This window comes from Hungatella sp. L36, assembly GCF_014288035.1.
Map to the genome: position 1 here is coordinate 17,291 of NZ_JACOPC010000010.1, position 23,832 is coordinate 41,122.

The window sequence follows — 23,832 nt, forward strand, 5'->3', positions numbered from 1 at the left end:
CCATTAATTCCTGTTTCCCTTAATATCAAGAAACTCTTCAAAACTCTCGCACATTCTCACCGCGTCCTTCGGATCTCCCATCTCACAGAATATCCTCAAAAGCGGTTCCGTTCCGGAAAATCTTGCGATAATCCAGCCGCCGTTCTTAAAGTACACCTTGCAGCCATCCAGATAGGAAATCTTATCGATCTCCAGATCCATTTCCGGAAGCTGTTTCTGGATTAAGAGGGTGTCATAAATCTGATCCTTCTTCTCCTGGCTGAACTTGTAATCGCGCTCCTCCATATGGATCGCGCCGTACTCTTCTTCGATATCCTTAGCGATCTGGGACAGCTTCTTACCGGTAACGGCGATCATCTCCACCAGAAGTGTGGATGCGTAGATACCGTCCTTGCCGTTGATGTGGCCCCGAACCGTCAATCCGCCCGAGGACTCGCCGCCGATGATGGCATTCGTCTCATTCATCTTCGCAGAGATATACTTAAAGCCTACCGGCACCTCGTAGCACTTCTCTCCGAAGCCCTCCGCCACCTTGTCGAGCATATGGGTGGTCGCCACGTTGCGGACTACCGCGCCCTTCCAGCCTTTGTACTTAACCAGATAGTAATAAAGCATGACCAGAATGTCGTTGGGATGGAGGAATTTGCCCGTATCGTCGATAACGCCCACGCGGTCGGCATCTCCGTCGGTGGCGATTCCGATATCGCACTTGCGGTCTACCACGTAATTCTGCAGGCTTCTCAGCGTAAATGCGGACGGCGCCGGCAGTTTTCCGCCGAACAGCGTGTCATGCTCTTCGTGAATCACCTGTACGTCACAGCGTGCCGTCGCCAAAATGGTCCGCAGCGACGTGTTGCTGACACCGTACATGGGATCGATGGCAATTCTTAAACCACGGTCCCGGATGGCCTGCATATTGACCGCGCCGATAATATTATCCAGATACTCATTTAAAGGATTGATCTCCTCGATGATTCCGGTCCCGATCCCTTTCTCATACTCCATGATGCGAACCGCCGGTTCCCCGGCTTCAGAGCCGCGGCTGACACAGGCCGCTTCCAGAACCTCCTCTTCGATTCCGTGAATATACCGTTCAATCTCCTGGGTCTGGAGTTCATCCGCATCACGGCCGCCCTTTGTGAATACCTTGATTCCGTTGTAGACCGCCGGATTATGGCTGGCCGTAATCATCATGCCGTAAGGCAGTTCATGGCGCATGACAAAGAACATGATGAGCGGGGTCGGTGCGGAACCGAGGATAAACTTCACCGGAACGCCCTCTGCCGCGAACACTTCACTGGCCCAGATCGCGGATTCCTTCGATAAGAATCTCCTGTCGTAGCCGATAGCCACGCCCTGTTCCGCGACTCCCTCGTCCTTCATCTTGTTTACGAGAGCCTTGGACAGCTTCTGGATATTCTCCCTCGTAAAATCATCGCCGATGACGGCTCTCCAGCCGCCTGTGCCAAATTTAATCATGATTCTCCTCCTTCATTTCCCATGACAACAGTTACTTCATGACTGCTTCCTGCTTCGAAAGCAGGTATCTTACTTACCTTTTTGCCATCCAGTATCAATTCCTTTACGCCCTTCATCACGCTCTCCGGATTCTTCACGGAGATACGGTACTCTGCGCCGCGCCATACGCGTTTTACAGAGAATTCCTTCCAGTCGGCCGGAATACAGGGATCAATCTGAAGGCAGTCAAACTGCGGACGGATCCCCAGCATATAGCGGGTGGCGGAAAAATACGCCCAGCCGCCGCTTCCAGTCATAAACGGGTGGCGTGCCCGGCCGTAAGCCGTGTGATCCTTTCCCATAATAAACTGACAGTAGGAATACGGCTCCGCCTCCCTGATTTCTATTATATCATTCTGATAGTAAGGACACAATGCATGATAGAACTTCATTGCCCGGTCGCCTCTTCCCAGCTTACATTCCGCGGCCCACGCCCATGGGTTCGGGTGGCTGAAGACGGATCCGTTTTCCTTTACACCGGGATAAACTCTGGTGACAAAGCCGATATCATCGTCAGGAACCGTGTAGGACGGGCCATTGAGCATAATTCCGTACGGTGTGTATAAGTATTCATCCACAGCGTCCATCGCCTGGATTCCCTTTTCGTAATCCGCAGCGCCGGACAGAACCGCCCAGCTGTTGGACTCCAGATGCAGCCTGCCTTCCCGGTCCTGATGGGTGCCGATCTTCCTTCCGTTTTTGGTGATGCCGCGGATATACCAGCCGTCATCCCACAGCTCCCTGTCACAGATCTCCTTCACGGTATGGCGCATATCGGTATAGTGCTTCACATCGTCCTCTCTCCCCAGCCAGGAAGCCGCCTCCAGGAAGTTGTCGATGGCCCAGTAATGAAGGAAGGATACGAGTGCGCTCTCTCCGCCTCCCAGATTCAGGCAGTCGTTCCAGTCGGCACGAAGCCCCTTGCAGACGCCGTGACCCCCGATCTGCTCCGCGGAAAAATCCAGGATTTTCTTCATATGCTCATAGACCGTGCCGCTTCCGCCGTCGGCATAGGTGATGACCTCATCGAAGAATCCGTACTCTCCGGTCTCCTTTACATATTCCACAATGGAGGCGATCAGCCAGAGCGCATCGTCAGAGCAGGTATCCTCAAGGCCGTGAATCATATCAGAAACCTTCGGAGTCGGCACAACCGTAGGCGATTTAAACGGCTTCACCTCCGTGTCCGGATCGAACCACTCCGGCTGGAATAAGTGCAGGCCGTATCCGGCCGACACGAGGCCGCGAAGCAGCTCTACCAGCCTCTGGCGGCATTTCTCCGGATTGGAGTGAGGCACCGTCATGGCATCCTGCGCCGTATCCCGGTATCCCAGTCCGGTCCGGCCGCCGACCTCGATAAAGGAGGCGAACCGGGAGAACATGACGTTGATCTCCGCCTGGTACAGCGTCCACGTATTGATCAGCGTGTTCATGCCTTCGTCCGGGGTATCGATCTGAAGCCGGTTTAATTTATTGTCCCACAACGCTTTCAAATCGCTGTATGCCTGATCGACGGCGCTGTGATCCGCATACTTTGCCCGCATGGCGCGGCCATCCTCCCGCTTCCCCTCGCCCAGCAGGAAGATGAGTCTCGATTCCTCTCCGGGTTCCAGTTCCAGGCATTTTTTCAGGGCACCGCAGTGATTGCCGCCCTTTTCGAAGCTTCCGCTCATCTCGCCGCGTTCCACCGCCGCCGGATTATCCTCGGTGCGGTAGAGGCCGATGAATTTGTCCCGCAGACAGTCGAAACCATCCGGATCAAAATCTGAGGTGAAATACTGGTATCCAAACTCCTCGTAGAACAGATCGTGTTCGATAATGCCGTCTTCATACGTAGATCCTGCGGCATACAGACTCATCTGAAAGTTCTTATTATCCATTTCGATGTGGTGGAAGGAAAGCTCGCAGTAAGAGTAAACGCTTAATTTCCGTTTTCTTCCACTCTGATTTTTGAGCTTTACATCCCAGAGCTCCACCGGATCATCTGCCGGAATAAACAGTGTCTGCTCCGCCTCGATTCCCTGGTAATCACAGCTGTACGTCGTGTAGGACAGGCCGTGGCGGCATGTGTATTTCGCCTGATCCAGAGGTTTTCCCACTGGCTGCCACGAAATACTCCAGAATTCCCCCGTCTCATCGTCTCTCACATAGACGTAATGGCCCGGCCGGTCCATCGGAACGGCATTCCCCCGAAACCGTGTGATTCTATGGTATTCCGGGGATTTATAGAAGAGATATCCGCCTGCCGTATGGTTCACGACGGCGCACATATCCTTCACTCCCAGGTAATTGGTCCACGACGTGGGCAGGTCCACCCGGTCGATCACATATTCCCTTTTTTCATTATCAAAATGTCCGTACTGCATCCCGTTATCCTCCTCGCTATGAGCACTTAGAGACTGTATTTTAGTCTCATACGTTCTATCTCAATTATAGATTTTTCAAAAAAAATAGGTATGGCTGAGAGTGTGAAAATTTGTCTAACCTTGCGCGATCACAAAAAGCGGGGGTTGCAAAGCCATCGTTTCTATTATAGAATAGGAGGAGCGTCAAAAAAGGAGAATATACACATGAAGAAAAATGCAATCGTTGGCCAGTCCGGCGGCCCTACCGCCGTCATCAACGCGAGCCTCTACGGCGTCATAAGGGAAGGCATAAACCAGGAAGCCATTGATCACGTCTACGGTATGATTAACGGAATCGAAGGCTATATGTCCGGTACCTGCATGGATTTAACCGCGGATTTAACTTCAGATGAATTAGAGATTTTAAAATTAACACCGGCGGCCTATTTAGGTTCCTGCCGCTATAAACTGCCGGAAGACTTATCCTCACCGTTCTACCCGGCCCTGTTTGAGAAGTTTCGGAAGATGAACATCGGATACTTCTTCTACATCGGAGGCAATGATTCCATGGACACGGTCAGCAAGCTGTCCCGCTACGCCTCCCATCATCACAGCGAGATCCGTTTCATCGGTGTTCCGAAAACCATAGACAACGATCTCGTTCTGACCGACCATACCCCCGGTTACGGAAGCGCCGCCAAGTACGTGGCCGATACGGTCCGGGAAATCGTTCTGGACTCCTCCGTCTATCAGCAGAAATCCGTTACCATCGTGGAACTGATGGGCCGCCACGCCGGCTGGGTAACCGCGGCCAGCGCCCTTGCCCGCAAATACGAGGGGGACAACCCGGTACTCATCTATCTTCCGGAGACTCATTTTGATTTTGAACAGTTTACAGAGGATGTGACTGCCGCCTTATCGAAGAACAGCACTGTCGTCATCTGTATCTCCGAGGGCATTTCCGACGCCAGAGGCAAGTTCATCTGTGAATATGCGGATGCCGCCCGGCTCGACACCTTCGGCCATAAAATGCTGACCGGCAGCGGTAAGATGCTGGAAAACTTCATACGGGACAAGTTCGGCGTCAAGGTCCGTTCCATCGAGTTAAACGTTAATCAGCGCTGTTCCGGCATGATGGCTTCCGCCACCGATATTGAGGAATCCGTTCTCGCCGGCCGTGAAGGCGTAAAGGCCGCCGTCTCAGGGCTTACCGGACGCATGATTTCCTTTATACGGAATGAAAACGGTCCATACCATCTGGAATGCGGCACGGTTGATGTTAATGAGGTCTGCAACAGGGAAAAACTCTTTCCATCTGAATGGATGAATCCCCGCGGCACCGATGTGACGCAGGCGTTCATCGATTATGCGCTTCCTTTGATTCAGGGCGAAGTGCAGAGGAAGACGGAATCAGGCCGGCCGGTTTATCTTTATCGCAAGAGTCCGGTTCAAAAATAAATAAATATTCAGCGCCCTCAATACCTTCTGTTTCAAAAGTATTGGGGGCGCTTTTTTCTGTTTTATTCATACCGATAACTGACAAACACAAAGCGACAGCTGTCCGGAGCCCAGGAATTCACATTGATTGTTCCCTGTCCTCCAAACAGGCTAACAATACATTTCGGATTACTGCCATCATAATCCATGAGCCACAATTTCACATTTTTGTCAGATACATGCTGCCACACCTCCAAATCATCCTTTTGGAAGGAAAGATACACTACTTTTTTGCCATCCGGCGATACATGTGGAAACCAGTTATTGCTTTCACTATCTGTCACCTGTATCAGACTGCTGCCATCTCGATTCATTCGATAGACCTGCATGAGTCCATTCCTTGTACTGTTAAACCAGATATGGCGGTCATCCGGTGAATATTCCGGTCCATCATTATACCCTACCCCATCTGTCAGCCTTCTTTCCATGCCCCCAACTATCGATGTTGAGTAGATGTCAACACTTTGACCACGAATTGCACAGTAAGCTAATTCCTCCCCGTCATTGGAACAGCCATGCAAATATGATGGTCCATTCTCTACTACCAGTCTGGGGATTCCACCACCTATAGGCAGAACAAAGATTTTGGATACCTGTTCAAATTCCCCTTGAGCTGCACAACTGATATAAAGTTCTTCGTTGCTTGATGACGGAACGTGATCGTTGTTACAATGATTGCACTCTCCTGTGTCTAACTGATGCGATTTTCCGGAAACAATGCTGTATTTCCATATCCGGCCATCTTTATTGTATAATAACGTATCTCCATCCTTAAGCCAGTTTGGTGCCTCAATTACACCTTCAAACTCATGAAGCACTTTTCTCTCTGCTTTTTCTATATCATATACTTCCAATACACTTATTTTTTTCATAAGTAACCTCCCGTTTCGTTTAGAAGTCTTGAAAATCCGGATTATATCCAAATCTCTTATTCATGTTAAAGGAATCAATTTTACACATTTCCTCTTCTGTCAGTTCAAAATCAAACACATCCTTTGCATGCTCCATTTCTGTCCGAAAAATTCCTTTCACCAGAACAACCGCACCATGCTGCAGTACCCATCGATTAATAACCTGTCTGGCATCTTTTTCATACTTTTTTCCGATCTCTACGATTGGCGCAGCGTGCTTATAAAAGTCCTCCTCTTCTCTGGGATTATTGTTTCTGTCAAATGGATCAACGCTGGATTTTTCACTGTTTCTGCTGTGCGTGCTTGTATATATCAGTTGTTCTGGATGGCAAGCCTCATAGTATGCTCTTAAGCCATTCCGATTCATCTCGATCCCCATCTGATTCGCCTTCCTGTGGCGTTCATCAACTTCCCATAATTCTCCATTCTTTCCAACATCTGTTGCATATGTAGCATTCTGGACCTTCACCAGTTCATTTATTTCGGTCCCCTGAATAAATACAATTCCATTCTGTCTGCAGTATTCTCTAAGCGTCTCGCAGGTATATAACGGATGAAATTGATTTTCATCTGTAAAAGGCAAGATTTTAAAATTTGTACTCTTCTTCAGTTCCTCTAGATGATGGATATCAAAATTACATACACCTATCGCACGTGTCAAATCCGTTCCTAAATCCTGCATACTGATTCGAAATCCATTTGCATTTTTAGGCAGATCCGGATCTCCATTCCACACAAGATCCATTGTCATAAAATAGGGCCATGACATTGTCAACAAATCAATGGGACCGCCAAAATCATATGCAATTTCATCCGCATAGGCTGCTATATTGGCATTTGTGCGTCGCGGTACACTGCAGGATACAAAGAATTCGTCTCGATCTATCCCACTTCTTTCAATAGCTTTTTTTAACGGAATAATACACCGATCCATATAAGAAGTGCTGAAATAGCGAAATCCCAGGTCTATCGCTTCTCCAAAAAAATCCATCTGTGACTTTAGATTCTCAGAATGTTTTTCTGTACTATATCCCATAACCGGCATTTTCAGCCCATTTCGCAATGAAACCGTTGAATTAAAATTTATGTTGCTCAATGACAACACCTCCCTTTTAAAAATTGAAATTATCCATGTCTCTGTTTGAGATGGCCTCTACATTTAGACTATCAATTTTTCTCATATCCTCTTCTGCTAATTCAAAATCAAATATATTTGTATTAGCAAAGATATGATCCCTGTTTGCCGATCTCGGCACTGGCGTAATCCCGTGCTGAACATCCCAGCGCAGTATAATCTGATTTACCTCTTTATTATATTTATCTGCCATTTCCATCAATATCTTGTTGTTTACTAATCCACTCCTCTGTAATGGTGAGAACGCTTCAAAATAAATATTGTGCTCTTCACAATAAATCCTATTATATTCATTCATACGAAGCGGATTAAATTCATCCTGCTGAACCTGCGGCTTCACATTACAAGATATCATAATCTCCAGCCAGTCTCTTCTTTTACAATTTGAGATACCGAGTGCTCTGACATGACCGCTGTAATAAAAGTACTCCATAAGTTTCCATGTCTGCTGCAGCATCCCATGCGGCGGCCAGTGAATCATGTATAAATCAATATAATCGGTTTGAAGATTTCGGAGGGAATCTTCAAAATTACGGATAATCTCCCTTTCCCCCAGATGAATTGCCATAGAAGCCAATTTAGTCGTAATAAAGAAGTGTTCTCTTGGCAGACCACTTGCTTTAATCGCTTCTGCAACGCCTCTCTCCGTCTGGTAACTCCATGCTGTATCCAGCATTCTGTATCCAGCTTCAATTCCATACCCAAAGATCCTGGCCTGTTCTTTTATCGACGGGGAGGTTTCAGATGTCCCCAGACCTAAAACCGGTATCTTTACTCCGTTATTAAGCAGTCTTGTAGAATTGATCGTTAAATCACTCAATTTCCCTTCCTCCTGATTCACTGAATAATATATTTTTCTAATAGCCTGTCCGTTTCAAAATTTGCCTTTAGTATTCCTTCATCAACCGTCCCCCCAGAATATAATGCAGTCAAAACATCGGTCAGGCAGCCACTGGAAATCAGCTCATTAGCATAACTCGGATAATGTGGCTGTGGGTAAAAAATGGTTGATACATTGTTTACAAATAAGTTTTCCTCAAGCCAGTCGCAAATCAAATTATTATCTTTATAAATTCTCACTGCATTTTTCCTCAGGCATGGTACCCTTTCTGCATCCGCCTCCGTCCAAAGTTCTGTATTATGCTCATACCACCACTTCAGCACTGCTAACGTATCACTGTCATGGCCGCTACGAATTCCATAATATCCCTGAAATGATATTGGATGATACGAAATTCCTTTTGCTTCAGTTCCGCTTAACATGGGTAACACTCCATACTTTCTGGTATCTTCAGGGATAAAATTGGGAATGCCTCCGGAATACATTGCCGCTTTTCCATCTAAAAGTAATTGTTTTGCCTCCTCTTCTGTATACTGTAAAACATTTTTAGGCTGATACGCATTTTTTATGTTCCCGTCGTAGAAAGACCATACCTCCATACATGCTTTATTGCCATAATCCGCCTTACCTGCCGTATCTATCATAGACGTGCCATTAGATCCGAGCCAATATGCAAGACACTTCAGGCTTGGCCCACCTGTGGTCTCTGTACCATTAATCCATGGTACAATATCCTTCTTTACCAACTGATCACAGACCAGCCCCCACTCTTCGTATGTCTGCGGCAATTCCGTTATCCCTGCCGCTTCAAATATTTCTTTGTTGTAGATAACTCCATATCCTGTCTGTGTAACTGGAATTCCATTTTGAATCCCTTTTGTTTCAAAGAATTTCCAGGCAAGCTCCGGCAGTTCTTTCAGATAAACGCTGTCTTCCTGTTCCCATTGCTCCAAAAGCGGCCTCAGATCAATTGTCACCCCGATTCCTGTATATAAAGATGGATTTTCCGGTGTTCCAAAGACAATATCTGGGGCTGTTCCCTGAACATATGCTTTTAAGAACTCCTGTTCGTATGCTTCTTCCGGTACTGCCATTGCTACCACATTATATTTTTTTCCATTGATATCCGCCATGCTGGCTTTTTCTGCCAGCCCAGACAAAGTCTCCTGAAACTTTTCCGTTCCTCTGTCATATTCCCATATTATGATTGTTTGTACCTGTTCTTCCACCCCCCAGGTGCCTCGTTCTGTCTGTTCATATAATTGCATTTCCTCTTCAGACTGATTTAAACGACACCCTGCCAATAGCAGGACAGGCAGAATCAATATTCCTGCTTTACTCAATAAATTCATTATATTTCTTCCTATATTGTCCCGGAGATATTCCTTCTACTTTTTTAAACTGACGGTAAAAATAACTTACATCACTGTATCCAAGTGTTATCATAATTTCATCCATGGTTTTTGTTGTATAACGCAGCTGTCTCTTCGCATCTTCGATTTTCAGCCTCGCCACATATTCTCCAATACTCAGCCCATACTTTTTTTTAAATACTGTTGTCAGATATTCTTTGTTATAATGAAACTGATCTGCCAGAATATCGAGGCGGATATTTTCCATATAGTGTTCATTTAAATGGGTCAACACCTCATCCAAAGAACGTTTCCTATCACTCTTCTCCGCCTCGATTTTATCAATCAGAACATGTATGGTCTGACGAACCAATTTGATCGCATCTTCAAAAGAACGAACCTTTGCCTGCTCAAACTCGTCGACTTTAATGACGTCCATATCATTTTCAGCCAGATATCTCTGTATAGAAGCAAGTATCACTCGATATACTGCAAGTCCAGAACCCTCACGAATATTTTCTCCCATCAATTTTCCGCATAAATCGTCCAGACACCGGTCGCCTTCTATGTGATTTCCATAGCCTATCATTTTTAACAGTTCATTTGTCTGCTTCAGGATAATTTGATAAATCCGGGCATCAAGCGTCATCCACTCATTGCTGTTACAGATAGAAATCTGGTGTGACCGAATTACCTTCTTACAGCATTCACCTAATGCCCTTTCCAGATTTTTCGGATCAATCGGCTTTAGTATATAATCCTGAACATTTGCTTGGATTGCGGCATGCGTATAGGAATAATCAAAATAACCACTGACGACGATAACTTGAATATTCTTCTCATTTTCCTGTAAATACCGCATCAGGGATATCCCATCCATTACTGGCATATTCATATCTGTTATGACAATTTCCGGTGGATTGGCTGAATTAATAAAAGACATTGCCTCATCACCGTTATACGCTTCCCCAATCACCTCAATATCGTATTGTTCAAAATTAATGATCTTTTTAATAATACGAATTGTTGCGCGTTCATCATCTACAATTAGTAATCTGATCATTCTTCCTCCTGTCCCGGCACTTCAGAATCAATAGGAATCTGAATATAGAAAGTTGTTCCCTCCTCTTCTTTACTGGTAAAACGCAGGCGATAAGCAATTCCGTAAAGCAAACAGAGTCTTGCATTCACATTGCGAATTCCAATATGGCTCGTACCAGTTTTCAGCGTTTTATCCGGATCAGCGAGTTCCGCATCCAACCTCTTTATCTGATCCGCCCCCATCCCAGTGCCATTATCCGAAACACTGATTGTAAGAATCCGGTTCCTGATCCTGGCTCCTACCTTTATCCACCATTCCCCATCTTTCTTAACAAAGGCATGGCTGAAACAGTTTTCAATCAATGGCTGTATAATAATTTTAGGGACAACAATGTCCTGACATTCCTGCTGAATTACTTTTTCGAACTTCAAATTGTCCGGATATCTAGCCTGCTGAAGCGTAATATAGTTATCCAGAAACTCCAGTTCATCCTCTAGCGTAACGTAGCTTCCTCCTTTAAACTTGATACTGTAATAAAAAATTCTTGAAAATGCCAGAACAATCTCATAAAGATCAAACATATCCCTGTCAGCGGCCATCGCCCCTATTAACTGCAGTGTATTGTTTACAAAATGAGGGTTAATCTGGTACTGAAGAGAATTAATCTGGGCTTGTTTCAAAGCCAGTTCTGCCTTGTATTTTTTGTCGATATTTTCATTTACTTTTGTTACCAGCTCGTTATAAGCGTTAGCCAGAACTTGTGTTTCCTCGTCCTGATATTTTTTGCTTATTGTCCTCAAATTATCCGGATCGGTATTTCTGATATATTCTGTCAGCTCATTCAACGGATTTAGTATAAGTTTGATTAACACCAGCGAAAGCACAAGAGAAAACGCAACACTCACGATAATCAGCATAAATATTCTTTGGAAATGCAACCTGAGTCTGCTAGCTGTAAACCGTTTATTAATTCCTACTACATATAAATCGGAATTTTTAAGAGATTTCACATAAACGCTGTCTTCTCCCAGAAGCTGCATCGATTCATTCTTCAGTTCGATATCTTCTATCTGGTAGGTTAGTTCCCGTTTCAGCGGTGCATATACTATACTTCCTCCCTCTGTAACAACATAAATATCACCGTATGTGTTATGAATTTTTTCTATATATTTCGTAAGTTCCGATGACGGCAGTCTTGCAATTATTAAACCACGAAATATCATGGTACGGTAATCCCGAATAACCTTAATACAAAAAATCGTATGAGTTTCTGTATCCATTACAATTTTAAAGTCATTCGAATTGATTGACTGGTCTTCTTTCATTCCTTCTACTGCTCTTTTTACTTCATCTGGGATAATGCTGCCAAAAGCCGCGTAATAACTGTTTAAACTATTGATATACAAATAAAGGTTAATCGCTCCTGTGTCCACGCATAATTCTGGTAGGGATATCTTTATCTCCTGGATCGTTCCACTCCTTGAATAATTCTCATTCATCAATCGCGTTACTGCCGGTCTGTTCCCGAAAGAATTCATTTTCTGAAAGACGATGTTAAAATTATTTCCGATATTATCCTCAATGGTTTCGACCTGCTGCTGCGTTGCTCGTTCTATATCCTCTTTTATCAGTTTTTGATAGACCTTTGTTAAATAAACTGTTATCATGACTGTCGGCAGCACGATAAATATAAAAATAAATATTGTAATCTTCGTTGATAGTTTTGATTTAAATATCCGTCGCATGAGATTCTAAACTTCTTTTTTTCCTGGTTTGATACATAGATTCGTGCCCATTATTTCTTCTGTATCATGTACCGGCCAACGATCAATATTCAGATGATACGTATCAACAATATAAGGATAACCAGCAGCTTCCAGGGCATCATTCAGGGCATCGCTGTCATTACCGCAACGAAATGCTATATGATGAATACCGGTTCCATGCTTTTCATAATATTCTTTGAATGGTCCCTTCTCCGGTTCCGGCTGAATCAGCTCAATCCGAAGTCCATTGGGGAAATCTACATCAGCTTCCCAAAAGCCATATCCCTCATGCATTCCATAATCATAATCCTTCCTATAATGATTCCGCGGGTCTTTATCTTCTTTCGTAATTCCTTTCAAACGCATATTCATCTTTTCAACAGGTATACCTGTCCATTTCGACCATTCTGCCACTGCCGTCTGTACATCATTCACCACAATTGCAATATGAATCATGCCAGCTAAGTCAATCAAGGGGTGTTTTTCACTCATTTTCTTATCTCCTGTTATAGTTTCAATATTTTTTTGTTACCTCTAGGATACCTGCAATCTCATCCTGAGCCGGAAAATATTCCAGCCCGACGTATCCATCGTAGTCGGTTTTTCCAATCTTATCAAAGATGTAATCATAGTTCAGCTCTCCGTCCGTTAGCTCATGCCTATCCTGACTTCCAGCCACATGAATATGTCCAATTTTATGGATGTTTTTCATAATTCGTTTTACTACGTTCCCTTCATCAATCTGCATGTGATAAATATCATACAGCACCTTCAGATGTTTATCCTGAATATCATCTACAAGTTGAAAGGCCAGTGAGGAATTATCCATAAATGTATTTGGCGCCTCGTATACGGAATTTACTGGCTCGATCACAATCGTTATATCATATTTTTTCGCAATTCCAGTACACCTCTGCAGTGTGTTCCTCATATTCTGATACTGCACTTCATACGCCTCTCCCGTTTTATCCAGCGGCTTCGTAATAATCGTATTACAACCGATTTTTTTCGCAGTCTCACACGTCTCCTGAAAACCGTTCATATAGGTTTCCCGTTCGCCAGTATCGACCAAACTATAAAACTTTGAACAAAAAGCTACGTATGTAAGCTCATACCTTTCTTTTAATTCCAGCAGACGGTTAATATCCTTATCCCACCATGTCCAGAATTCAATATTCCTGATTCCATTCTTTGCAAGAAGTTCTATCGACTCATATACATCTTTTCCGTAAAAAACCGCATCAATACAAACTGAAAATTTCATTTGACCTCCTTATCCTTTAACTGCACCAGACGTAAGTCCCTGTACAAGATATTTCTGTGCAAAAAACATGAAAAACAAAGCTGGAATAACAGCCAATGTGGAAGCCGCCATTAAATATCCCCAGTCGATAATATCCAGAGACTGGAACTTTGTCATTCCGACTGTCAATGTCTGAAGATTATTATTTCTTAGCAGTAGAGAAGACATTGTATATTCATTCCAGGAGTTCAAAAAAACCATAATGGAAATTGTTGCAATTCCTGGTTTTACCAGCGGAAGAATCAATTTCACAAACACTTGGAAATTAGTAGCTCCATCCACCCTACCAGCTTCTTCAATCTCAACCGGAGTAGAATCATAAAAGCTCATCATCATCATTAGATTAAATCCCAGATTTCCTCCCAGGTGAACTAATACCAAACCAGACAGATGATCAACCAGCCCCAGCTTAATTGCCATCAAAAAAAGTGGTATTGTACTCAGCATTCCAGGAAACATCTGCATTAACAGCATCAGGAACAGATTTAATGTATAAAACGGCCCCTTAAATCTGGAAAGTGCATATCCGCTGAACGTAGACACTAATGCCCCAAGAATCGTTGCTGAAACTGAAACGACCGCGCTCACAATCATGTTTCTTCCATAGCTTGTTTTTCTGAGTACTCCTGAGAAGTTCTCCAAAGACCACTCTCCCAATCCCGGAAACATGGTCGTACTGGAAGCGACTGCATCATGTTTCGTAAATGCTGTTCCAATCATGGACATCAACGGAAGCATCATAAAACAAACTACAATAATCAGAACCATATGTGTCAGAATATCTTTTATTATCTTTTTTCTTTTTCTTATCACATCCGGCTCCTTTCTCTAATCATTCTCTACTTTAGCAGACATTCGGAATCTTACAAATGTAAATACCATCATAAATAACATCACCACTACCGCAATCGATGATGCATACCCAATTTTATTTTTTAAAAATGCCTCTTCATAAATCTTAACTGGCAGCGTCATTGTGGAATCATTTGGTCCGCCAGTTGTCAACAGCCATATGGACTCAAAATTATTAAAATTCCATATAAACTGCAGAGTTGTCGCCATGATCGTTACAGACTTAATTCCCGGCAGCGTGATGTAACGGAATTTCCCCCAGAAAGACGCACCATCCATATCTGCGGCCTCGTAATACTCTAATGGGATAGACTGAAGCGCAGCCAAGATAACAATCACCATAAAAGGTACTGTTTTCCAGATGCCGACACCAATCACCATCGCTTTTGCCACCTCCATATTGGCAAAAAACTGCACTGGTTTGCTGATAATACCCAATTGGATCAAAACGCTGTTGACAATACCATACCGATCATTTAATATCCATCTGAAATTTGCTGCCACCACAGTATTGGAAATCACCCAAGGGAGCAAAATTAATGATCGGTAGAGTCCTCTTCCCTTAATACTACGGTTCAGAAGCATTGCCAAACTTACTCCTGCAATATAAGAGAGCAGCACGATCAAAAACGCGTAAATCAAAGTAAAACCTACAGTATCAAGAATCTTCTTATCCTGTATGACTCCAATAAAATTTCGAATTCCGGTAAACTCGATCGAACTCACAGGACGATCCATTCTTCGGTTCGTAAAGGAATACGAAATTCCTTCTACAATGGGATACATCTTTAAAAGGACTATCACCAGAAATCCAGGCATCATCATCCATATTCCGAACCATTTTACACTTTTGTTTTTTGTCTTCATTGTTCACCTCAATGGTTCCTTACTGCCCAACTCCATATGCTTCAAAGATTTCCTTTGTTTCTGCAATGGATTCTTTCAGACCGAGACGATAATCTTTTCCTGTAAAAATATTCATGAGTGCCTTTGTATTCACCTTGTTTCCGTCAAATACCCCATACCATGTTTCAAAATGTTCAAAAGGATATACAAAGGTAGTCTGGCAGCCATTGTTATCTACATATTCATGAAAGAAGGACTGGAGAACTTCATCATCTCCAAAAACAGAGTTAAACTGTGATGCCCGGAGCGGAACTGTAGAATTCCCGCCTTCTGTATAAAGAATATCGTTGTTTTCATACCACCACTTCAGAACTGCCAGCGTCTCATCCGGATGATCAGAAGTATTATATGCATAGTAAGCCTGATAACTCATGGAATTATGTTTGGTTTCTTCCGTCGCATCCGGTCCTACCGGAACCGGCATTATTCCAAGCTTTGCTCTCTGTTCTGCGGATGCCCATGTAGGGATATTGGAGATTATCATTCCCACATCACCATTGATCAGCATTTTTCTGATATCATCAGCTGAATATCCAGCTGTTCCCTCTGCAACATAACCATTATCCCACCAGCTTTTCATCAGATCAAGCATGCGAATTACCTTTTCATCATCCAGAAGAATCTCATAATCCAAGCCAATGTTATAGCCTCCATTGCTGAAAACAAGGAAATTATTGAGAGAACAATGATCTGCTCGGAAAGCAAATGGTGTCACACCTGCCGCAGAAATCTTTTTTGCAGCCTCGGTAAGTTCTTCATAGTTTGTAGGTATTTGCGTGATACCCACGCTTTCAAAAACATCTTTATTATAAATCATACCAGTGCCATCGATTGCAAAAGGCAAGCCAATCTGCTTCCCTTCCGCATCCTGTTCAAACAGAATTGCAGTCTCACCAATTTCGTTATAGAAATCCGGGTTTTCATTTTTCCATGCATCTGTAATAGGACTTAAATCCAGCGCAACTCCCAGATCGTTATACTGAGCTGGCGCCGTAGAGGCCTGACATGCGATATCAGGGTTAGTTCCTGTTGTATACGCAGTCATAAATGTTTCGTAGTAATTATCCCAAGGAATGCACTGTACTTCTACTCTAATATTTTTTCCATCAATATGCGCGGCAGTCGCTTCTTCTGCAAGTTTTTTCAGAGTGTCTTCATAATTCTCAGTTCCCCACTGTGTTTCCCAGATCGTCACTACAATCTCCTCTCCAGAACCCGAATCAGAATCACCTGTAGCCACAGCACTCGTGTTGACCTCCCCTTCCGTGGTACTGGCAGGTACTGTGTTTTCTGACGTTCCTCCTCTGCTGCTGCAGGCGCCAAGCAGTGCAGCTGCACTCATTGCAGCAACTAAAAGTGCTGGTATAACTGTTTTCTTCATCTTTTGAATCCCCCTTCTCTTTATTTACGTTATAAACAGGCCATCTCTCCTGTTGATGTTTTCAGTTTACCTCACCTGGCATCTCTTTCCAATGCACATTATTTTAAAGCTACATGGATAATTCTTAGATTTATTATTTTTTCCATTAATAAGCAAATGATCGTTCATTCTTTATAAAAATAAAATCCTTTATAATAATCTCAATAAATAAAAACAATACAGGAGGTTCCTATGTCTCAACGAAAAAAAATCAGTGTTGCTGTCATTGGCTGCGGGGCAATCAGCGATGCCTATATGACTAATTTCAAAAACAGATTCTCTTCTATCCAACTGGCTGCCTGCTCTGATCTCAATACAGCACGAATGAATGAGAAAGCATCTTTATATGGTATCCCCGCAATGTCCTTTGAAGATATCTTAACTAATCCTGAAATTGATATGATCATTAATCTCACTAATCCTGCTGTACACTACTCTATTACTAAAGCGGCATTGTTCGCAGGAAAACATGTATATTCTGAGAAAATGCTAGCTACCACTTTTGATCAGGCAAAAGAGCTCTGTGCGATTGCGAATGAACAGCAGAAATATCTGGGAGTCGCCCCTGATACATTTCTTGGTGCAACGATACAAACCGCCAGATATCTAATTGATCATGGCATCATCGGAAAACCACTCTCCTATACGGCTTCCCTCTCTCGGGATTTCGAGATATTTGGTGAAATTCTTCCTCATCTCCATAAAGTTGGAGGTGATCTGGCAATGGATACAGGCTGCTATTATCTCGCTGCCCTGGCAAGTTTGTTTGGGCCTGCAGATACGGTTACCGCTTTTAAATCCTCGAATAATCCCGACAGGATTGTACACAGAATTGACAGCACCAATTTTCAGGAACCCTACCATATTGATGTAGAAAATGTCATGGCTGCAGCCATTCAACACAAAAATGGTGTTTTAGGTTGTTTTCATATTAATTCAGACTGTATTTTTAATGAAAATCGTATTCTGCGTATTTTTGGCACTGAGGGAATCGTAAACATTGACGATCCTAATAAGTTTGGAAGCCAAATAACACTTCAAAAACCATTTTCTGAAGAGATTTCTTTTCCGCTCACACATGGATTTCGAAATGAATGCCGTGGAATCGGAGCTGCAGAAATGGCATGGGCGATCATCCATGGTCGTCCAAACCGAGCAAGTAAAGAGATGGGACTGCATGTGCTTGAAATGATCCATGGCATGTTTGATAGTTCTGATTCCAATATATTTTATCATCTAAAATCTACCTTTGAACAACCCCTTCCCCTGCCTTCCGGTTATATTGGCGGTGACGAATATGGTATGTGGGCTCCCACGGAAGAAACTGCCTTAGTATAAACAGAAACGGAGATCATAGAATGGAGAAATTGAATTTTCAATCGACTATACAGCTAAGAAATGGTGTCAAAATGCCACTCTTCGGATTTGGTACTGCCGAAATTGCTCCCACTTTAATGGAACAGATCTCTATTATAGGGGATGCAATCGATGTTGGCTACCGTCTTTTGGATACTGCACAAATTTACCATACCGAACGCGGTGTCGGGGAAGCTATAAAAAATTCTGGTATTGACAGAGATGATTTTTTTATATCAACCAAAATCTGGAATGGAGAAGCCAGACGCGGCAAAACTGCAATTTTAAGAGCTTTTGAGGAAAGTCTTCGCCGTCTGAATACAGAATATGTCGACCTTCTCATACTACATTGGCCTGTCCCCGGTAAGATTGTCGAGACTTGGAAAGTAATGGAAGACTTGTACTACTCTGGCAAAGTACGCGCCCTTGGTTTATCTAACGTGGAACGCTATCAACATTTAGAGTTAATTCAAAACTGTGATATCATGCCTCATGTTCAGCAGGACTCCTTTAATCCTCTTTGCCGTAATCTTTACAATAAGATTTTCTGCGATTCACATGGAATCGCCTTTGAGGCTTTCAGTCCAATTTTACGTGGAAAAATCAGCGCAATTAATACAATTAAAGAGATTAGTGATAAATATGATAAAAATCCAATTCAGGTTACATTGCGCTGGGACCTGCAAAACAATGTTATCACAATTCCCAGGACTTCTAATAAGAAACATATGATCAGTAATTCCGACATTTTTGATTTTGAACTCACAGAAGACGACATGCAAAGAATTAATAAACTAAACAAAGAAGAAGATAATAACTGGGATATTAGGTATTTTAATTTCTAAATAACAGGAGGTGAAGAACATGACGAAGTTAAATCCATATTCAACCGTAACTCTTTCAAACGGAGTAGAAATGCCCCTGTTCGGCTACAGTCTCGAAAACATCGGTACTAAGGTATACAATCTAAAAAGTCAGGCGGAACTGCTTCTGGCTGCAATTAATACAGGATACAGATATTTTGATACTGCAGAGGAGCATGGTGGTCTTCGAGCACTGGCAAAAGCCATTCAAAAGAGCGGCATTCCACGGAGTGAATTTTTCATATCTTCTAAGATGAGGATTGATGAAATGGGTGACGGCAGATACTATCAGGCAATTGACGAGACACTTCTGGAGCTGAAGACCGATTATCTGGACTTATATTCTATCCATTGGCCTTTAAAGACGAATCGTTTCTGGCCCGATCTGGATGCTTACGTAGGTGCCTATGTAGGCAGAGAGATTGCTAAAACTGATAACGGAGATTCTGACGGACTGATCTCACTATATAAAATGGGATTGGCCAGGGCCATCGGTGTTTGCAACATGGAAGTACATCATATTGAAAAGATTCTTGCCAACCCAAAATGCTCAGTCCTTCCAATGGTAAATCAGAGTCATTTTCATCCTTTGCATTCATCACCAGAGCTTAGGAAATTCTGCCAAAAGCACAATATTTTGTTTGGAGGACTGTTTGAAAACAGCAATCTTTCCACTCCCACAAAGCCAAGAATCTATACTGATGTAAACAGATATGGTCTGGTATTTCAGACAGATGAAGACCACATACGGGCAAATGATTTTGTCCGTATTGACTCTTCGAGACGTTCTGCAAACATTCAGTATGACCCATTTATTCGGGGCAGAAATCCACGCAGAGAAAAAGATTATTATGACGATTTTGATGAGATCACGAAAATAGCAGGTCATTATGGTAAAACCAATACGCAGCTTATTACAAGATGGTCGTTGCAACATGGGGTGATTACTACTGTAAAAGGATTGCTTCCTGAGAAAATGATATCCGATTTTGATGTGTTTGATTTTAAAATAAATACAGACGATATGGACAAGCTGGATTCTTTTAACATCGGACTACGGATTGGATATCACCCTGATTACATAGATTTCTAATGACTTCTGTTTTACAGAAATATATGCTCATAAAAAACGGTTCCACACCCCAGGCAAACGTCTGGAATGGAACCGTTTTTCTAATTAATATTCATACTAGATATTTCCTGTCTTTCCTACTTCAAAAACCCATTCACAATCTGCGCTTCCGCTTCCGCCTCGCTGAGCCCCAGCGTCATCAGCTTGATAATCTGGTCTCCCGCTATTTTGCCGATGGCCGCCTCGTGGATCAGGGCTGCATCTGTGTTGTTGGCTGTGATCTTCGGAATCGCGCTGATGTTGGCATGGTCCATGATGATGGCGTCACATTCGGAATGGCCGGCGCATCTTGAGTTGCCGTTGATCTCCGCTAAGAAGGTCTGTCTCGAATCATCTCTTGCCACCGCACGCGAAATGACGTTGGCGCTGGAATCAGCCCCGTTTAAATTCACCACAAATCCGCTCACCGCCTCCTGAGCGCCGTGTGTCATCAGTCTCTCCTGGATAACCAGCTTCGCGCCGGCTAAAAGCTCGGCCTTCGTGTTCCGGTTTGTGGAATCCACGCCCTTGATCTGGACCATCTCCATCTCCATGTAGCTGTTTTCCTCCAGATACACCTCCGTGCCCGGATTCATGATTCTCTTGCCGTTGCCGTCGCCCTCACCGTAGTGTTTCTCCACGTATTTCACTTTGGAATTCTTTCCCAGGTAAAAACGATGGATTCCGTCGTGCCGGGAATCCTGCTGCCCGCAGTTGCTGATGCCGCAGCCCGCCACGATCACCACGTCTGCGTCGTCTCCGATATAAAAATCATTATAAACCACCTCGGTCAAGCCGCTCTCGCTTAACACGACCGGGATATGAACACTCTCATGCTTCGTACCCGGCTTAATATGAATATCGATGCCGGTGCCGTCGTCCTTCGATGTGATATCGATGTTGGCCGTCGTGTTCCGGCCCGCCGTCTGGCCGTTGGCGCGGAGATTATATGCGCCTTCCGGCACGTCATGTAAATCAGCGACTTCTTCTAACAGCCGCTTCTGAATCTCATCTATCTTTGCCATGTCATGCCTCCTCCTTGTTGTAAAACTTCGTACAGGCATCCACTGCGGAAGCTGTCCCCAGAAGATGAGGAAGGATGTCATCCTTCGGGCCCTGCATGCTGATCTGACCGTTTGCGATCACCACAATCTCGTCTGCGATATCCAGAATCCTCTCCTGATGAGAGATGATTAAAATCGAACCATTTTTGATGTTGTGGCGCATGCGTTCGAATACTGCGATCAGATTCTGGAAGCTCCATAAATCGATTCCCGCCTCCGGCTCATCGAAAATAGACAGCTTCGTTCCGCGCGCCAGCACGGTAGCAATCTCGATCCGCTTCAGTTCGCCGCCCGATAAACTGTCATTCACCTCGCGCTTGATATAATCCTTGGCACATAAGCCCACTTCGGATAAATACTGACATGCATCCGTAATATTAAGCTCTTTTCCCGATGCAAGGCGCAGAAGATCGAATACTTCAATCCCTTTAAAACGGACCGGCTGCTGGAATGCATAGCTGATTCCGCTCTGAGCGCGCTCCGTAATGTTCTTCTCTGTAATATCTGCCCCGTCCAGTAAAATCCGTCCTCCGGTCGGCTTCTCAATTCCCGCAATCAGCTTCGCCAAAGTCGATTTCCCGCCTCCGTTGGGACCTGTGACGACGACAAATTTATTGCTCTCTATGGTCAGGTTTAAATTCCTGATAATCTCTTTCTGGCTCTTCTCATCCTGTACGCCAAAAGATAGGTTTTCTAATGTAAGCATATGTCTCCTCCTGTATCTCTTACTCAAACACCCGCACATGCTAGTATACACCATTTTTCCAATCTTTACTATATTTTTTTTCATATCGGTTCTTTTTCCCGCCTCCTCTTCATACACTTATAACAATATCCGTTTTACCATTCATAAGAAAACACACTTAAGGGAGAAATGTATATGAAATCCGATATGATACTCGACAATATGCCCTGCGGCATTGTAAAACTGAAGGCCGAAAGCGGCTTTCCGGTCCTCTATGCGAACCATGAGCTGAAACAGCTGAACGGAGCCGGAAAACGCCTGGAAGAAATCGTGGAACCACAGGATTATCCGGAACTGGAGAAAGAAATCCTGGGACACTTAGGGAATTCACCTGCGCGTTTTGAACTGGAATTCCGAAGTCCGGCAGAGGGAGGAGACTCCTGCTGGTACCTCATCCGCATAAACTACGTCCCCGGAGGCGGAGAAGAGGTTCTCTACGGTATCATCATCGACATAAGTGACAGAAAGAAACGTCAGGAAGAATTACTCATCCGTGAGGAGCAATACCGCCTCGCCAGCCGGCACTCCGGATGCAACATCAGCATTTACGACGTTCCGTCAAAAACTCTCTGTCAGCCACCCGATTCAGCATTTTCATTTCCCGGTCCCATTTCATTCCCGCCAACCCCTGATTTTATCATCGACAACGGTATTATCCACCGAGAGAGCGTCCAGGAATTTCTGGACTTTTACGATTCCATGGAAAATGGAGTCCCCGAAGGAAAATCGATCATCCGCATGAAAATGAAAAGCGGGGAATACCACTGGTTTTCTGCCTGCTACTCTCTCATATACGGACAGAACCGGGAACCGTTAAGAAGTATTATCTCCTATCAGGATATTACCGGGCAGTATGAAAAAGAACTTGCCTACCAAAAATGGATGGAGTACATGAATGAACAAAAAAAAGACTGTATCGGCTATTACGAATACAATCTTAAATACGATCTGTTTGAGGAAATCCTGGGCGAGCTTACCTCCACCCTTCCGGAATACGCCCGGAACACCTTCTCGGACATCATCAATTACATCGCGGAACACTTCATATATGAAGAGGACCGCGAAAACTACTTAAAGGTGTTTAACCGCAACCAGCTGCTCTACCACTACTACCACGGCAACCGCTCCCTTCAGACGGAACACAGAAGACTCCGTCCCGACGGCACCGCCTACTGGTGCCTGGGGCTGATTCAGATCGTTCCCGATCCGTATACCGACACCATCAAGGCATTTATCCTGATTAAGGACATCGACGAAGAGAAGAAAGAAGCCTTGACGCTCCAGGAAATGTCGAAGCAGGATTCCTTAACGGGCCTGTTGAACCGCGGCACCTCAGTCCGCGCCATCCGCCATATTCTGAAGAACAGCCAGGACCACCACATTCTGATCATGCTGGATATCGACCGTTTTAAACAGATCAATGACCGGTACGGCCACCAGTTTGGAGACAAGGCCCTCCGCACCGCAGCCGTGCGCTTAAAATCAGCGCTCCGCCGTGATGATGTCTTCGGACGCCTGGGCGGAGACGAATTCATCATACTGTTGAAAGACGTCTCCTACTCCATGGACTTATACGCCCGCCTGGAGAATCTCTGCAGCCTGATCGGCAGCGCCCTGGAGCCGGAAGCACATATATCCGGAAGCATCGGCACAGCGGCCTTCCCCGAGGATGGGACTACCTTTGAAGCACTCTATGAGAAGGCCGATATCGCTCTGTACCATGCCAAGCTGCACGGACGCAACCAGTATGCCGTGTACGAACCGGGTATGAGCATGTCGGAGAATATGGATTGATGCCTCCTCTG

20 protein-coding genes are annotated in these 23,832 nt (G+C 44.3%); 5 read left to right on the plus strand and 15 right to left on the minus strand.

Annotated features, from left to right (window positions below):
• Positions 1–3: 3 nt before the first annotated feature.
• Positions 4–1,479, minus strand: a complete 1,476-nt coding sequence (locus H8S80_RS21280; RefSeq protein ID WP_029467700.1) for a phosphoglucomutase/phosphomannomutase family protein — start codon at positions 1,477–1,479, stop codon at positions 4–6.
• Positions 1,476–3,884 (minus strand): glycoside hydrolase family 94 protein, encoded by a 2,409-nt coding sequence (locus tag H8S80_RS21285; RefSeq protein WP_117632813.1) that lies wholly within the window; start codon positions 3,882–3,884, stop codon positions 1,476–1,478. Before H8S80_RS21285 ends, H8S80_RS21280 begins: the two co-directional genes overlap by 4 nt.
• A 204-nt stretch (positions 3,885–4,088) precedes the next feature.
• On the opposite strand from H8S80_RS21285, the gene H8S80_RS21290 reads away from it, so the two are divergent.
• Positions 4,089–5,321: a 6-phosphofructokinase gene (locus H8S80_RS21290; protein WP_002603730.1), complete on the plus strand. Its 1,233-nt coding sequence runs from the start codon at positions 4,089–4,091 to the stop codon at positions 5,319–5,321.
• 62 nt (positions 5,322–5,383) lie between these two features.
• Here the strand turns inward: H8S80_RS21290 and H8S80_RS21295 are convergent, their stop codons facing one another.
• The 11 genes from H8S80_RS21295 to H8S80_RS21345 are packed head-to-tail and all read right to left on the minus strand — an operon-like array spanning position 5,384 to position 16,849.
• On the minus strand, positions 5,384–6,232 hold the full coding sequence (locus H8S80_RS21295) for a TolB family protein (protein ID WP_118033044.1): 849 nt from the start codon (positions 6,230–6,232) through the stop codon (positions 5,384–5,386).
• Positions 6,233–6,251: 19 nt separating this feature from the next.
• Positions 6,252–7,367, minus strand: coding sequence for an aldo/keto reductase (locus tag H8S80_RS21300; protein ID WP_117632815.1), 1,116 nt, complete (start codon positions 7,365–7,367; stop codon positions 6,252–6,254).
• Positions 7,368–7,383: 16 nt separating this feature from the next.
• Positions 7,384–8,226, minus strand: coding sequence for an aldo/keto reductase (locus H8S80_RS21305; RefSeq protein WP_181988010.1), 843 nt, complete (start codon positions 8,224–8,226; stop codon positions 7,384–7,386).
• A gap of 17 nt (positions 8,227–8,243) precedes the next feature.
• Positions 8,244–9,599, minus strand: a complete 1,356-nt coding sequence (locus tag H8S80_RS21310; RefSeq protein ID WP_117632817.1) for an ABC transporter substrate-binding protein — start codon at positions 9,597–9,599, stop codon at positions 8,244–8,246.
• The gene (locus H8S80_RS21315) at positions 9,583–10,662 is read right to left on the minus strand and encodes a response regulator transcription factor (RefSeq protein ID WP_117632818.1); all 1,080 of its coding nucleotides are present in this window, start codon (positions 10,660–10,662) and stop codon (positions 9,583–9,585) included. Before H8S80_RS21315 ends, H8S80_RS21310 begins: the two co-directional genes overlap by 17 nt.
• Positions 10,659–12,386 (minus strand): sensor histidine kinase, encoded by a 1,728-nt coding sequence (locus H8S80_RS21320; protein WP_117632819.1) that lies wholly within the window; start codon positions 12,384–12,386, stop codon positions 10,659–10,661. Before H8S80_RS21320 ends, H8S80_RS21315 begins: the two co-directional genes overlap by 4 nt.
• Before the next feature lie 6 nt (positions 12,387–12,392).
• Positions 12,393–12,899 (minus strand): VOC family protein, encoded by a 507-nt coding sequence (locus H8S80_RS21325; protein ID WP_117632820.1) that lies wholly within the window; start codon positions 12,897–12,899, stop codon positions 12,393–12,395.
• A gap of 22 nt (positions 12,900–12,921) precedes the next feature.
• Entirely contained in the window at positions 12,922–13,671 is a 750-nt protein-coding gene (locus H8S80_RS21330; RefSeq protein ID WP_117632821.1) for a TIM barrel protein, read from the minus strand.
• Positions 13,672–13,680: 9 nt separating this feature from the next.
• Positions 13,681–14,523: a carbohydrate ABC transporter permease gene (locus H8S80_RS34360; RefSeq protein WP_117632822.1), complete on the minus strand. Its 843-nt coding sequence runs from the start codon at positions 14,521–14,523 to the stop codon at positions 13,681–13,683.
• 15 nt (positions 14,524–14,538) lie between these two features.
• A complete protein-coding gene (locus tag H8S80_RS21340; RefSeq protein ID WP_117632823.1) occupies positions 14,539–15,429 on the minus strand; it encodes a carbohydrate ABC transporter permease in 891 nt (296 codons plus the stop codon).
• A 19-nt stretch (positions 15,430–15,448) separates the two neighbouring features.
• Positions 15,449–16,849: an ABC transporter substrate-binding protein gene (locus tag H8S80_RS21345; protein WP_117632824.1), complete on the minus strand. Its 1,401-nt coding sequence runs from the start codon at positions 16,847–16,849 to the stop codon at positions 15,449–15,451.
• A gap of 231 nt (positions 16,850–17,080) precedes the next feature.
• Between H8S80_RS21345 and H8S80_RS21350 the strand changes: the two genes are divergently transcribed.
• From H8S80_RS21350 to H8S80_RS21360, 3 genes are read left to right on the plus strand one after another with little or no spacing between them, the layout of a single operon-like run.
• On the plus strand, positions 17,081–18,226 hold the full coding sequence (locus tag H8S80_RS21350; RefSeq protein WP_117632825.1) for a Gfo/Idh/MocA family protein: 1,146 nt from the start codon (positions 17,081–17,083) through the stop codon (positions 18,224–18,226).
• Between the two features lie 20 nt (positions 18,227–18,246).
• On the plus strand, positions 18,247–19,089 hold the full coding sequence (locus tag H8S80_RS21355; RefSeq protein ID WP_117632826.1) for an aldo/keto reductase: 843 nt from the start codon (positions 18,247–18,249) through the stop codon (positions 19,087–19,089).
• Between the two features lie 19 nt (positions 19,090–19,108).
• Positions 19,109–20,200, plus strand: coding sequence for an aldo/keto reductase family protein (locus H8S80_RS21360; RefSeq protein WP_117632827.1), 1,092 nt, complete (start codon positions 19,109–19,111; stop codon positions 20,198–20,200).
• 116 nt (positions 20,201–20,316) lie between these two features.
• Here the strand turns inward: H8S80_RS21360 and H8S80_RS21365 are convergent, their stop codons facing one another.
• A complete protein-coding gene (locus tag H8S80_RS21365; RefSeq protein WP_117632828.1) occupies positions 20,317–21,243 on the minus strand; it encodes a SufB/SufD family protein in 927 nt (308 codons plus the stop codon).
• 1 nt (position 21,244) lies between these two features.
• Complete coding sequence (locus H8S80_RS21370) at positions 21,245–21,988, minus strand: ABC transporter ATP-binding protein (RefSeq protein WP_002603728.1); 744 nt, start codon at positions 21,986–21,988, stop codon at positions 21,245–21,247.
• A gap of 174 nt (positions 21,989–22,162) precedes the next feature.
• Here H8S80_RS21370 and H8S80_RS21375 point away from each other — a divergent pair, with 174 nt between their 5' ends.
• Positions 22,163–23,821, plus strand: a complete 1,659-nt coding sequence (locus H8S80_RS21375) for a sensor domain-containing diguanylate cyclase (RefSeq protein WP_002603727.1) — start codon at positions 22,163–22,165, stop codon at positions 23,819–23,821.
• Positions 23,822–23,832 lie beyond the last annotated feature (11 nt).